At 58.7% G+C, this 13,446-nt stretch carries 13 protein-coding genes and 3 pseudogenes; 12 read left to right on the plus strand and 4 right to left on the minus strand.

Translation table 11 applies throughout. The annotated features are described in order from the left end of the window. Window positions 1-570 precede the first annotated feature (570 nt). Window positions 571-1,491, minus strand: coding sequence for a LysR family transcriptional regulator (locus tag JO965_RS39885; protein ID WP_203447276.1), 921 nt, complete (start codon window positions 1,489-1,491; stop codon window positions 571-573). A gap of 123 nt (window positions 1,492-1,614) precedes the next feature. Between JO965_RS39885 and JO965_RS39890 the strand changes: the two genes are divergently transcribed. From JO965_RS39890 to JO965_RS49800, 7 genes and pseudogenes are all read left to right on the plus strand, one after another. Then, window positions 1,615-2,649, plus strand: a complete 1,035-nt coding sequence (locus tag JO965_RS39890; RefSeq protein ID WP_371827010.1) for a uroporphyrinogen decarboxylase family protein — start codon at window positions 1,615-1,617, stop codon at window positions 2,647-2,649. Window positions 2,650-2,786: 137 nt separating this feature from the next. Then, window positions 2,787-3,749 carry a tripartite tricarboxylate transporter substrate binding protein gene (locus JO965_RS39895; protein WP_246777245.1) on the plus strand — a complete coding sequence of 321 codons (963 nt, stop codon included), beginning with the start codon at window positions 2,787-2,789 and terminating at the stop codon, window positions 3,747-3,749. Then, entirely contained in the window at window positions 3,740-4,210 is a 471-nt protein-coding gene (locus tag JO965_RS39900) for a tripartite tricarboxylate transporter TctB family protein (protein WP_203447278.1), read from the plus strand. The genes JO965_RS39895 and JO965_RS39900 overlap by 10 nt, the downstream gene beginning before the upstream one ends. Continuing rightward, a complete protein-coding gene (locus JO965_RS39905; RefSeq protein WP_203447279.1) occupies window positions 4,207-5,712 on the plus strand; it encodes a tripartite tricarboxylate transporter permease in 1,506 nt (501 codons plus the stop codon). Before JO965_RS39900 ends, JO965_RS39905 begins: the two co-directional genes overlap by 4 nt. 63 nt (window positions 5,713-5,775) lie before the next feature. Next, window positions 5,776-6,148: pseudogene (locus JO965_RS39910) on the plus strand (Rid family detoxifying hydrolase). Between the two features lie 12 nt (window positions 6,149-6,160). Beyond that, complete coding sequence (locus JO965_RS49225) at window positions 6,161-6,964, plus strand: pyridoxal-phosphate dependent enzyme (RefSeq protein ID WP_371827021.1); 804 nt, start codon at window positions 6,161-6,163, stop codon at window positions 6,962-6,964. 12 nt (window positions 6,965-6,976) lie between these two features. After that, window positions 6,977-7,147, plus strand: coding sequence for a hypothetical protein (locus tag JO965_RS49800; protein ID WP_371827011.1), 171 nt, complete (start codon window positions 6,977-6,979; stop codon window positions 7,145-7,147). Between the two features lie 343 nt (window positions 7,148-7,490). On the opposite strand, the gene JO965_RS39925 is transcribed toward JO965_RS49800, so the two are convergent. After that, window positions 7,491-7,979, minus strand: a complete 489-nt coding sequence (locus JO965_RS39925) for an Lrp/AsnC family transcriptional regulator (protein WP_203447280.1) — start codon at window positions 7,977-7,979, stop codon at window positions 7,491-7,493. A 240-nt stretch (window positions 7,980-8,219) separates the two neighbouring features. Here JO965_RS39925 and JO965_RS39930 point away from each other — a divergent pair, with 240 nt between their 5' ends. Next, the gene (locus JO965_RS39930) at window positions 8,220-8,747 is read left to right on the plus strand and encodes a cysteine dioxygenase family protein (protein ID WP_203447281.1); all 528 of its coding nucleotides are present in this window, start codon (window positions 8,220-8,222) and stop codon (window positions 8,745-8,747) included. Window positions 8,748-8,943: 196 nt separating this feature from the next. Then, a complete protein-coding gene (locus JO965_RS39935; RefSeq protein WP_203447282.1) occupies window positions 8,944-9,972 on the plus strand; it encodes a YeiH family protein in 1,029 nt (342 codons plus the stop codon). Window positions 9,973-10,045: 73 nt separating this feature from the next. Here the strand turns inward: JO965_RS39935 and JO965_RS48630 are convergent. Further along, window positions 10,046-10,159: pseudogene (locus tag JO965_RS48630) on the minus strand (MBL fold metallo-hydrolase); the annotation flags it as partial. Between the two features lie 123 nt (window positions 10,160-10,282). Continuing rightward, window positions 10,283-10,534 (minus strand): annotated as a pseudogene (locus JO965_RS39940) (methyltransferase); the annotation flags it as partial. A gap of 73 nt (window positions 10,535-10,607) precedes the next feature. On the opposite strand from JO965_RS39940, the gene JO965_RS39945 reads away from it, so the two are divergent. From JO965_RS39945 to JO965_RS39955, 3 genes are all read left to right on the plus strand, one after another. Continuing rightward, a complete protein-coding gene (locus JO965_RS39945; protein WP_203447283.1) occupies window positions 10,608-11,774 on the plus strand; it encodes an IS110 family transposase in 1,167 nt (388 codons plus the stop codon). A gap of 911 nt (window positions 11,775-12,685) precedes the next feature. Then, complete coding sequence (locus JO965_RS39950; protein ID WP_246777246.1) at window positions 12,686-13,006, plus strand: helix-turn-helix transcriptional regulator; 321 nt, start codon at window positions 12,686-12,688, stop codon at window positions 13,004-13,006. 11 nt (window positions 13,007-13,017) lie between these two features. Next, complete coding sequence (locus JO965_RS39955) at window positions 13,018-13,443, plus strand: YeeE/YedE family protein (protein ID WP_203447285.1); 426 nt, start codon at window positions 13,018-13,020, stop codon at window positions 13,441-13,443. Window positions 13,444-13,446 lie beyond the last annotated feature (3 nt).

The following is a 13,446-nucleotide window of genomic DNA, read 5'->3' on the forward strand; positions in this document are numbered from 1 at the left end:
CAAATATTCAGTGCACTTTATGGGCGCGATTTCGCCAGCGAGAATGATCTTCTCAAATTCGTTCTGCAAGATTGATTGCGGTAGGCAGGGTGCGGTTGTTCCCCATGCGGTCAGGTTGCTGCCCGGGAAGTGGGACATAGAAGAAAATATGCGATACCTTCGGTAACATTTTCTCGCCAAACGATAGCTTCTACAAGCGGTTAGCAGCGTCAATTTAGCAGCTTGGGACAAATCTACTCCTCCGCCGAGGAGCCTCATCAGGAAATCACGCTCCTCTGTAGCGCGCGAGGCGTCTCTCAACATGAACAGACGCCCCTGGTGACACAAGAAAAATCTTCAGGCTTGGGACAGCGCGTGGTCAGGGCTGACTGTGTGCGGCCTTATGCGGCTCACAGGCCGCGGGCCCGAACGGAAGTCCGCGGATCAGGTCCAAGTCAAAAGCACGTGCTCACGGCACCTGTTGAAAAGCTGGTCGTCCTGATGCCGTCTCAGGGACCGTTGCGCCGTCTCTCTCCTTCGACCATCCTAACAACTAGGATCATAACATTGCTTTTTAAGTTCCATACAACACTAAAGCAAACGTCCACGGAGATGGCCTTCCGCCACCACTCTGATTATTATCTGGCGCAGTAAATCCCTAACGGCGCTAGCTGATGATGAAAGACTGGAGAACTCATGCCATACAAAGGATAACGTGCGCTCAATGGATGGATTGACGATACGCGTTGCGGTCAATAGTCCAGCTTCGATTTCCGTCGCGAAGGCGGAATAAGGGACGATCGTGTAGGCTGGTCCATTTATAACGATACTGCGGAAAACGGATAGGGAGTCCTGCTCAATCGCGACTCTAACTCGGTGCCCCTCACGTGCCGCTGTGTTTTCCAGATCAATGCGAAGCTGGTTTCTCCGCCCTCCCATAACCAATGAATAGTTCGCGAGATTGCGGAAGTCTATTTCTCCATGAGTATCTCCGGGTGGCACACGCCCGACCATATACAGGTCCTGAGCGATAACAGGCACGGTTGCTGCACCCGCTAGCGTCGCGACGTTGGGTAACAGGGCAAAATCTACTTGGCGTGAGGTCACTAGATCATCACTCGCAACGCGCATCAGATCGAGTATGACGAGACGGATATGCGGATAGGTTTGGCGTGTTTCCCAGAACAACTTTCCGGCGAGTAACGATGCAACAGACGAGGCAAGGACGATCCGGACTTCACCCGCCAGTTCGTTAGCCGCATTGATGGTCTCTTCCCGCACCTGATCGACATGCCTGAACAGCGACTGTGCGCCCCTGGACAGCCGCTCACCTGCATCCGTCAGACGAACGCCTTTTGTGCTGCGTTCGAAAAGCTGCACGCCAAGCTCGTCTTCCAATGCCTTGATGTGGGTTGAAAAAGCCGGTTGCGCCAGGTGAACTTTGCGGGCGGCGGCTGAAATGCTCCCGCATTGAACTGCTTCCAAAAAATACCGGAGTTGGTCGAGCTTCATCAATGAAACCATCTTTCATATCGCAAGACGCGATAGAGGGTATCTTGATATAGTATTTTTTGTATAGCCGTCGATTGCGTATTTGTGACGGAAACATGATCGTAACGACGAACCGAGGCATTCATGGACTATAGCCGCACCATCCGGAATGTTTTTGGAGCACGGGCGGACGGTGCGCCGCTCTTTTCCTTTTGGACCCATTTCCCACGCGATGATCTTGACGCGGAGCGTCTCGCCAATGCGACCATCCGCTTGCAGCTGGAATTCGATCTCGATTTCGTGAAGACAGCGCCCAATGGCATGCACGCGGTCGAGGATTATGGTGTCAAAATCGATTTTTCGGAGGTGCCCGAGGGAGGCGTTGCGCGGCTCGTCTCGACACCGTTCGAAACGGTCGAAGACTGGAGCAAGCTGCCGGAAATCAACATTCATGCCGGTGCACTTGGTCGCGAACTACAGTCTCTTCGTCTCGTGCGTGCTGCTTTGCCTCATGTTCCAGTGGTTTTTACAGTTTTTAGTCCGATGACGCTTGCGGCGAAGCTGAGCCGGGGCAAGATCTACGAGCACATTGCCGAAGGGACGAATGCAGCGCTCATTCATTCCGCGCTGGTTAAACTGTCGCAGACCGTCGCGCAATATTCCGCGGCGGCCATTGAGGCGGGCGCGGACGGCGTCTTTTTCGCGCATCAGGACACGGGCCGCCACCTGCTCGCCTACGACGACTTCAGCGAATATGTGGCTGCCTACGATCACGAGGCGCTGAGCGGCGCGCGTTTCGGGCGCTTCAACATTCTTCATATCCACGGTGAGCAGATTCGCTTCCGCGAACTGCTCGATTATCCGGTCCATGCGATCAACTGGCACTCGTGGGAAACGCTGCCCTCAGCTCTTACCGGCATGCTCTCCTCCCGCAAGTGCATCGTCGGCGGTATTGACCGCCGTTCGGTGACCGCCAACGACATTCCGGCTATTGAAAATCAGATTTCCTCCGTCCGCATCGCTGCCGATGGCATGAGCGATCTGATTTTCACGCCAAGTTGCACAATCCGCGCTGGCTTCAAGCCCGAAACCCTTCACGCCATCCGCTCCATCGTTAAGGAACGGCTACCGCGCGGATCTGCGACGGCTCTGCACGACGCAGCAGTTGCCGCGCAGTGAATGGCTAAGGGAGGTACATCCTATTGATAGAAATGTCGCGTCTGTCGAGCCGGCCGGTCGCGACCATCGACAATAGTCGCACCGGCAAATGACTTCGAACCGACTGGAAAGCCAGTCGCAAGAAGGGAGGGAACAATATGAACATACGTAGTCTTCTAATCGGCACCATCATCGCCGCCATGGGTGTGGCGCCATCAGTTGCCAGCGAGTATCCGGCAAAGCCGATCGAGATGATCGTTGCCTTCGCGCCGGGGGGCGGTACTGACGTGGCGGCGCGCTCGATCGCACGTTTCATGCAAAAGCATCTCGGGGAAGGTGCTTCTATTGCCGTCATCAACAAGCCGGGCGCCGGCGGTGAGATCGGTTGGACGACGCTTTCGCAGGGCAAGCCAGACGGCTACACCATTGGCATGATCAATCCGCCTGCCTTCAACGCACTCGCTGTCGAGGGCAAGGCAAAATATACGATGGACAGTTTTCAGCCGATCGGCAACGTCGTGCTAGATCCGGGCATCCTTGTCGTCACCAAGAACAGTCCCTACAAGACGCTGACCGAACTCGTTGACGCGTCCAAGGCTGCCCCGGGCACCATTGTCGTCGGCACGTCCGGCGCCGCCGGTTCGTCCGAGCATATCGGTATCCTGAGCCTTAACCGCAGCGCTGGCTCTGCCTTCAAGCCAGCTTTCTTCGGTTCCACCGCGCCGGTTCGCCAGGCAATCCTTGGCGGGCATATTCCGGCCGCTACGATGAACCTGTCCGAAGCCCTGCCACTGGTCCGCAGCGGCGACGTGCGCCTTCTCGGTGTCATGGCCCAGGAGCGTTCGCAATATTTGCCGGATGCTCCTACTTTCAAAGAACAGGGATACGATCTGGTCGTCATGACCTCGCGCGGCCTGGCCGCTCCTGCTGGTACGCCACCTGCCGTAGTCGAAAAGCTCCAGAGCGCTCTCAAGGCGGCCATGGAAGATCCGGAATACGTTAGGACTGCGAAGGAAGCGGAAATTCCGCTGGCCTATCTCGATGCCAAAGCCTACCGCGCACTCATCGACCGCATCACGTCTGAACTGACGGAAACCTGGAAGGTGACGCCATGGCGCTAATGAATCTTTCCCAACGCCAGGGGGATATCGGCTTCGCAGCGGTGCTTCTCGCCGTCGCGGGTTGGTGCTTCTTCGAATCCGGGAATTTTCCCGGCGCCAGCGGCACCTATCCTCGTGTGCTCTCCATTATGCTGGCCGTCGGCGCAGCGCTCGTGATCCTGCGGGCTCTGGGGCGGCCTGCCGCTGCGGACGAGCCGCGGCTGTTTATCCACCCAGGACGGTTCCTGCTCGCCGTCGCGGCGATGATCGCCTACGTGGGGGCGGTGGCTGTCGTCGGATATATTCTGCCGAGCATTGCTCTCGGTCTCGGCCTGCCGCTGCTTCTCGGCTACCGTGGCTTCAGCCTCACGGTTCCCGTCACGCTTGGCACACTCGCGTTCATCGTGCTCGTGTTCTTCGTCATTCTTGCTCGTCCCCTTCCGGCTGACGTGCTGGATTCCTTCCTGGAGCTCCTGCGATGATCGAAGCCCTAATCAATGCTCTCCCCAACGTCTTCGATCCAGCTAACCTGTTTGCCGTCCTGCTGGGCACAGTCGCCGGCCTGATCGTTGGCGCCTTGCCTGGCCTGACCGTAACCACCGGCATCGCCGTGCTTATTCCGCTCAGCTTCGGTCTCGATCCGCTCTTCGCGCTTGGAATGATGGCGGGAATGTATAACGGCGGCAGCTACGGGGGTGCCATTCCGGCGATCCTGCTCCGGGTTCCGGGGACGCCCGCATCCGTGGCAACGCTGCTCGACGGGTACGAGATGACCCGGCAGGGCAAGGCAGCCTATGCCATCCAGGTCGCGGTCGTCTCCGGCGTCATCGGGTCGGTCTTATCCGCCATCGCACTGATCACCCTCGCACCGATCCTTGTGAAGGTCAGCCTGCTCTTCGGTCCCGCGGAGTATTTCTGGATCGCGCTGCTCGGCCTTGCAACGGTTGCCTCGCTTCTCGGCGACGATTTCCTGAAAGGGCTGATTGCCGCCATACTCGGTCTGATCATCGGTACAATGGGCACCGACATTTCGACGGGCGTCGAGCGCTACACCTTTGGCCGCCTTGAGTTTGCCGAGGGGCTCGATCTCGTTGTGCTGCTTACTGCCCTCTTCGCCATTCCGCCTGTCGTCCGGATGATCGAGGAAGCGAGCCGCACAGGCATGCCGCGGGAACTGCTCAATCTGCGTCGCCAGGGTTCCGTGTTGCGCGAATGGAAGCGTTTCCTTCCGGTCTGGGCGCGTTCCTCGGTCATTGGCATCATCATCGGCATTCTGCCTGGCGCCGGTGGCTCAATGTCGTGCTACCTTGCCTATAATGATGCTAAGCGCCATTCAAAAGATCCCGAAAGCTTCGGCAAAGGTAATCCCGAAGGAGTTGCGGCTTCAGAATGCGGCAACGGTGCGGATAACGCGTCCTCGTTGATCCCGGCTCTCTCGCTCGGCATCCCGGGCTCGGGTGTGGCAGCCGTCATTCTGGGAGGCCTGCTCGTGCACGGCCTCCGTCCAGGTCCCCAGCTGTTCACGGATCATCCGGACGTGGTCTACGGCTTCATGCTGCAGATGCTGCTCTCATCATTCATACTGATCATGGTCGGTGGTCTGGCCGCGACCCGCATCTTCGGTCAGGCTCTGCGTCTGCCGCATGTTGTGCTTGCCCCCATGATCCTGCTTTTCGTGACGGTTGGTGTCTATGCTGTGAACAACTCGATGTTCGATCTCTACCTTCTGCTGGGGATCGGCCTCGTGTCTTATGTGATGGAGCGACTGGAGTATCCGAGCGCCCCAATTATCCTAGGCGTTATCCTCGGTCCCATCGCCGAAAGTCAGCTCTCGCTTGCCCTCACGATTTCAGGCGATCATGCCGTGGCGCTGATTTCCTCGCCCGTCTCGATGATTGTCGCAGGACTGACGCTGTTCATCCTCGCCACCCCACTGTGGGGCATGTGGAAGGACAGCAAGCGGGCCGCCGTGGGATTGAATTGAACGCTCGCGGCGGCCTCAGGGCCGCCGCACCACCTTTCCACTTTCGAGCGTCCCACGAAGCCTATCTCAACACCCAATGCACCCGAAGCGGTTGGACCATTCTCGCAAGCCATCGCCGTCAACGGTCTTCTTTTCGTCTCCGGCCAGCTTCCCATCGACCCGGCCACCGGCGCCTTTCCATCCGACGATCCGATCGAGCAAGCGCGCCAGTGCCTGAAGAACATTGCCGCCATTGCGCAGGCGGTCGGTATCGACTTGACGCGTACAGTCAAAACAACTGTTCAGGTGCGCGATCTCGGTCGCTTCGCCGAAATCAATGCGCCTATGCGGAGTTCTTCTCGACGCGGTATCGGCGCGTGCCACATTCGAGGTTTCGGGTCTGCCGAAAGGTGCTCAGATCGAGATTGAATCTGTGATTGCACTCGGAAACGAATGACATGACCGATTTCTGCAATTGCCAGACCGAGCCTCTGCCGCTTTCTGGGCCGGATCGCTCCTAGGCGCGGGGGCGCTCAAACTTCTCCAGGGTGATGGCCGCCGCTCGGCCGACGCGCACCTGGTGAAACCCGTTTTCAAGGGCCTGAAGGGCATCTCGATCTATTTGAAGGATGAAACCATGCACCCGGCCGGTAGTTTGAAGCACAGGTTGGCGCGATCGTTATTCCTCGACGGAATTTGCAACGGTCACATCGGCCCCGGCACCACCCCGGTCGAAGCCTCGTCCGGGTCGACCGCAGTCTCGGAAGCATATTTTGCGCATCTCCTCGATCTTCCCTTCATAGCGGTCATGCCGCGGTCGACGAGCCACCAGACGATCGAAGCCATCGAACGCTTCGGGGGGTGTTGCCATTTCGTCGATCATGCTGGCGAGATCCATGCTGTCGCCCAGAAGCTCGCGACCGAGACCGACGGCTACTATCTCGACCAATTCACCAATGCCGAACATGCAACCGACTGGCGCGGCAACAACAACATCGCCCAGAGCATTTTCGAGCAAATGCAATGCGAACGCCGGCAGGTACCGGATGGGCTTGTGCTTGACATTCTGGTTCAGAGCCGCCGCGACACTCAAGCAGCCAAGCGCCTGCTGCGGAAGCTGCTCAAGAAGCAGAGCATGGCACGGCGCGTGATGATCACGGATAAACTCGCGAATTACCGCCCGGCCAGGCGAGAGATTATGCCAGGTGTCGGGCATCGCCAGCACCGGGGCCTGAACAATCGTGCCGAGAACAGCCATCAGCCGACCCGATGACGGGAGCGGATCATGAAGCGCTTCAAGTCAGCCGGCCAGGCGCAACGCTTCCTCTCGGTTCACGACCGGGTGGGAAATCTCTTCCGTCGTCCTGCCAACACTAATGCCGCGGCTCATCGTACGTCCCGAGCACAGACCTTTCTGGCCTGGAACGAGGTGGCAGCCGTTGCCGGTGGTCTCTGATCTGACGATCCAGGACGGGCAGACCTAACTCAACCCGTTAAGTTGATGATGCCGGCCGGACATATGGGCGCAAGCGATCCGATCAAAGTACTGCCCAACACTCTTGCGAGGAGGAAGCCGCCCACATAAGGATCTGCATCCGACCCGCTAGGCCCAAATGCCCTCAACAATCAAATTGCCAAACGGGCGCCATCCAGACATGACATTCCCGAAGCGACACCTGTGCTGCGGCATGATAGTTGTTGATCTTGAATGTCGGCGGACCATCGACCTTCCGCCCGCTCAGCGCTCCGATACCTTGGCAAACTGGGACAAGCCAAAGTTGGTGAACATGCTTCCCACCTTAGGATCTGTAGAAATTCAATGGTATTTCCGTCGTTGACTTAATCTCTTCCATAGCAAACATGGATGTGACGTCACTTAACTGGACGCACGATATCAATTTTTGATACAGCGCGTCATAGCTTTCAATATCAGGCAGGTAAGCTTTCAGGAGATAATCGATTGTTCCGCTCATGCGATAGAAGTCAACAATCTCAGGAATATTCTGTACAGCATTCTTAAAACTCGATAGCCACTCTGCAGTATGCTGATTTGTGCGAACTGCTATAAATACAGTGACGCCTACATTTAGCTTTTTTCTATTTAGCAATGCCACTCGGCGGTCGATAAATCCAGCGTCCTCAAGTCGGCGGATACGTCTCCAACAGGGCGAGGATGAAATTCCGACGTATTCTGCTAATTCCTCAAGGGGAAGTGTTGCATCCTTCTGAAGCCTATCCAGAATTCTCAAGTCGAATGCGTCGAGTTTGCCTGATCTTGAACTGTCCATTCTTGCCTGTCCCCTCAAGAGATCTCCGCTAGAGGCCGAGCGAACGTGCCAGCATGCTCTACGTGAGTCGCCGCACACATAACCATATTGAGACTTGAGGAGGAAGAAAATTTCTAATGCCACACAGCAGCGCGCAAATCGTTTCTAATTTCGTCGTGATCCAGGCAAAATCAGCAAACGCTTTGCAGCGGGTTCGTGAGATTATGAATCCTGTTCGTAATTTCCGTGAGGCTTTGGAAAATGAGTTTGGTGTTGCACACCTCGCGCTCGGACGGGGCTGAGATTTTCAGTGAGCTTGGACAAAAAAACCGCAGCCTTTCGAACGAATATCTGGCCTCCGCCCGCCATGCTCTTCAACAGCTCGTCGGCACGTGTGATCTTCTGGCTGGTCGGCGGCTGGAGCGGAAGGAGGGCGGCTACGCTCGAACGCTCTTGTTCAATGATGATCAGATGAGCGTCTATGCGATCGTTTGGAGTCCATCATCCCAAACGGCTATTCATGATCATCACTGTTCGTGCTGCTTTGGCATGCTCAGTGGTTCACTTGAGGAAGTATGGTTTCGATCCGTCGGTGAAGGTCGGGTCGTTATCACTGAGCGGGCCATCCGAACCCCAGGTTATATCGCTTGTATGTTGCCGTCAGGCCCGAACATCCACCAGATGATCAACAACAGCAGGGAAGAGGCGATCTCGATCCATATCTATGGGTTCGATCACAAGATGCACGCCTCGTCCATCCTCCACGAGTATCGGCTTGCTTCTCTCTGACGCCACAACAATCGGAAATAGCACTGCCTTCACCGAAAGCCCTCGTTCCTTCTGGCCGTAGGATGGCACCGAGCAAGATAAGGCCAGATCCTGAGCGTGGGCCGCACCAGTGCGGCGCAGCCATCTGGATCCCATGAGTTGACAGACAAGACAGCCACGGACCTTCCGCGACGGAAGATCAAGAAACCTGAAAGCGATGTCGAGCCTCTTCAATCCACCGACACATCAATGGATGCGTCTACTGCCAGGTGTGCTCCTCTGCGCACTTGTCGCGCTGGGCGCCATAGGTCTCCAGGTCTTGGAAGAGCACTGGACCGGACGGCCCTATCTTGAGGCACTGGTCATCGCGATCCTGCTCGGCGCAGTCCTCAGAACCGTCTGGACACCCAACTCCCACTGGCTGCCTGGCATCGAATTCTCCGCCAGGGCTCTGCTTGAACTCGCGGTTATGCTATTGGGCGCCTCGATTAGCTTCGAAGCCGTCGTGCAGGCGGGCTCCGGGCTCATCCTTGGGATTGCTCTCGTGGTTTTCCTGGCGATCGGAGCGAGCTTCGGATTGTGTCGCCTCCTCGGGCTGCCCAACCGCATGGCGGTCCTGATCGCCTGCGGCAACTCCATCTGCGGGAACTCAGCCATCGCGGCAGTCGCGCCTGTCATCAAGGCCAGTAGCGAGGATGTAACCTCTTCGATCGCCTTTACGGCCATTCTTGGCGTGATCGTCGTTCTCACTCTGCCGCTGCTGGTCCCACTGGTAGGCCTGTCGGCGTCACAATATGGTGTGCTTGCCGGTCTTACAGTCTATGCCGTGCCCCAAGTGCTCGCGGCCACGGTGCCGATCAGCGTTATCAGCACGCAACTTGGTACTCTGGTGAAACTCGTGCGAGTGCTTATGCTGGGACCGGTGGTGATCCTGCTTTCGGTTTTCGCCGGCACCCGTTCTGGATTGGCCACTCTGTCGTTCAAGCGACTTGTCCCGTGGTTCATCATCGGCTTCGTCGCTCTTGCAGGCCTGCGCTCAGTGGGAGCGATTCCAGATGTGGTTCTGCGCGGCGTGCTTCCTACGGCGACAGGACTCACTGTTGTTTCCATGGCGGCCCTCGGGCTTGGGGTGGACCTGCGCGTGCTCGGCCGTGTTGGCGGACGGGTGACGCTGGCGGTAAGTGTGTCGCTTCTCGTCCTTCTCGGCATCAGCCTAGGTTTGATCCGTCTGCTCGCCATCGTGTAAACTCCTAGCTGAGCTGTTTGGCCTCGGCCACGAGGTTCGTTGCGCTCTTCTCCGTCATGATTGTCTCCTTCGGTCACTCATCCCACGGTGCGCCGTCGAGCGCATCGATTGGGATTTTGAGATACCGTTTACCGTTGTCTTCCGGTTTCGGCAGTCGCCCGCCACGGATGTTTACCTGCGGAGCATGAGGAAGAGTGGGGCAGGTCGGCCTTTCCGGCTGCGACGCACTTCGATGCTGCTGGCCTTGACACTGTGATGTCAGACGCCTGAAGCCGATTGATCACTGACTGCCCACGGATCCTTTGCTGCCCTACTTCCGTCCGATCGCCGCCGAGTAGGGAACCTGTAGCGGCTGGATCTGCACGTCCTGAAAGCCGGCCTCCTCCATCCAGCGTCGGCAATCCGCACCGGTATAGTCGAAGCCGGCCGGGGTCTCGATCAGCATGATCAGGCTCATGAGCAGACCGAAGGCATTCTCGCGGAGTCCATTGTCAATCATGGCATCGTAGACGATGAGCGCACCCCCGCTGGGCAGCGCCTCATGGGCCTTGCGCAGGAGCAGATCCTATGCGGGTGGATAGCGACCCGCTTGATGGCAGAGTGAGGTTGCTGGACACCCACTCTGGAGGCGACCCATGTTACTCGATCATCGGCCCACGCAGACCGCTATCCGCACCGATCTTGGCGCGATCTTCGTCTCACTGGAACTCAGTCGCTCGGTGTGGCTGATCACCTCGCTCTCACCCGGGGCCGGCGAGAAGATGTCCAAGCACAGCGTGCGCGCCGGCGATGTTGCCGGATTGCTGGCGCGGTTGGCGGATCTCCGCCAGAAGGCACGGGCTCGCACCGGCCAAATATTTCCGATCATCACTGTTCAGGAGGCGGGCTTGGATGGGTTCTGGATTCATCGCGTGCTGGAGGCCGAAGGCATCGAAAGCTACGTGGTCGATCCCGCCTCGATTGCCACCTCACGCCGGCGCCGGCGGGCCAAGACCGACAAGATCGATGGCGAAGCCCTGGTGCGGGCCCTGCTGGCCTATAAGCGCGGTGAGCCACAGGTCTGTGCCATCGTTAGGGCTCCGACACCTGACGAGGAGGATCGGCGCCGGGTCACGCGTGAGCGCAAGACCCTCACAGCTGAGAGGATCCAACACATCAACCGCATCAAGGGACTGCTGTTTGCCCAAGGCATCACTGATTATGAGCCCGGACGTCGCGACCGCAGAACAAAGCTCGACGAGCTCACGACCGGCGATGGCCGCCCCTTGCCGAAGCATCTTAAAGCTCAGATCAGTCGCGAACTCGATCGGCTTGAGCTTGTTCTGGAGCACCTCAAGGCCGTGGAGGCGCAGCGGGACGACCTGCTCGTCCCAGCAAGCCCGGAAGCTGCGGGACAACCGAGGCCCGCAGTCCTGTTGATGGCGTTGAAGGGAGTCGGACCGGAGTTCGCCGGGATCCTTTGGTCAGAGGGCTTGTTTCGGTCCTTCGCCAATCGCCGGCAGGTGGCCGCCTACGCGGGTCTGGCCCCAACACCCTGGCGCAGCGGCTCGATTGATCGTGAGCAGGGGGTGTCGAAAGCCGGCAACCCTCGGCTGCGCACCACAATGATCCAGCTGGCCTGGCTCTGGTTGCGCCACCAGCCAGGCTCAGCCCTCAGCCGCTGGTTCCATGAGCGGGTTGAGCGCCATGGCAGGCGTGTGCGCAAGACGGCAATCACGGCGCTTGCCCGCAAGCTCCTGGTGGCGTTCTGGAAGTACGCGACCGCCGGCGTGGTGATCGAAGGGGCGACGATGACCGCCTGAGATCGCGCCGTCATAGCAAGTCTTATAATCTGCCTGGGACCTGACTGGCCCCAGCGGATCCAGGTGGGCGGACCGGACAAGAATATGGCTTTAAAAGCCGCGGAGCAGAAGGGTCCCGTCCTCCTGAGCCTCGACCGCCGCAAGCGGGATCATGGTGCAGCCACCTCGAGCGGCGACCGTATGTGAGTTTGAGCCGGACAGGATCCTGGTTCACGCATCAGGCTCAGACCGTGGATCCGCACTGCCCGTGGAGATCGTCGTCATGCCCACCTGAAACAGACTGCCTTGACCTTACCATCCCCATGTGAGTTCTTGTTCCAACCCCATCATTGAGGCGCTCTGGAAGAGCGACGAGAACATGGACCCCAAAGCTGCCGTCGCGGCGTGCTGGCAGCTAGCCTTGGCTGAGGAGGCTGGGCAGTGGACGCCAGCCGATGGTGATTTTCTGAGGCCTATGCCCGTTTACGGGAAGGTACTTGAAGTGCAAGATGACATCCCGTTCTGAACGCTGTGACAGGTCAGACGATGATAACCTGTTTGAAAATAAGACGATTTCAGATCGTGCCCCGTTTTCCCTATCAATAATAGGGTGATGATGGGGACTGGCTCATCCCTTCTGCGCTAGTGCGTGTTCCTAGGAGCCGAGATCAGCCGTTCGCTCCACCACCCACAGCACGGCGACCAGACCGATATTCAGGGGGCTGTTCCTGCCAACAAGCCAAGCGCTACTCCGGCGCTTTGCCCCGTGCCGTGTTTCCGGCCGGACCCGCGTGCCCAGACTGACCCAATTCCTGGGATGTGTACGGCGCCAGCACTGGCGCGGAATCTATGTGTCCGGCTCTTGCATATATATTAGAATTATCTAAATTAGATAGACCTAAATAAACGAGTTGCCGATGCCTGGATTGGGAATGGATCTCGAAGCATTCGAACGGCAAGCCACCGAGGTGGCGGACATGCTGCGCGCGCTCGCCAACGGGCGGCGCCTGATGATCCTGTGCAAGTTGGTGGAATGGGGCGAGGGAAACGTCACCGCCCTGGCCGAGGCGGTGGGTCTGTCCCAATCGGCCCTGTCGCAGCACCTCGCCAGGATGCGGGACGAAGGGCTCGTCACGACGCGGCGCGAGAGCCAGACGATCTGGTACCGCATCGCCGATCCGCGCGTCGAGCGGCTCTTCTCCACTCTCTACGAGCTGTATTGCATGCAGGCCGGGACCGACAGGTCCGCCTGACGGAGGTTGTCATGGGAAACTTCACCCCGGTCTCCGCCCTGGTCGGCGGCCTCCTGATCGGCACATCAGCGGCCCTGCTCCTGGTGCTGAACGGGCGCATCGCCGGCATCAGCGGCATCCTTGCCGGCATGCTGCCCCCGAACCGTGGCGAGATCGGCTGGCGCACGGCCTTCCTCGTCGGCTTGCTCATGGCGCCGTTGGCCTACCGGGCCATCGGTGGCGCGTTGCCCCCGATCGTCCTGGACGCGCCGCTCGGTCTCCTCGCCGCCGCAGGACTGCTCGTCGGCTTCGGCACCCGCCTGGGGGCTGGCTGCACCAGCGGGCACGGGGTCTGTGGCATCGGCCGCGGCTCGCCGCGTTCGATCGTCGCCACCCTCGTCTTCATGACGACCGCCATCGTCACCGTCCTTCTCACCCGTCACGTCCTCGGGAGCTGAGCC

The sequence above is a fragment of the Microvirga sp. VF16 genome (genome assembly GCF_016864375.1).
In the GTDB taxonomy this organism is placed as follows: Bacteria; Pseudomonadota; Alphaproteobacteria; order Rhizobiales; family Beijerinckiaceae; genus Microvirga.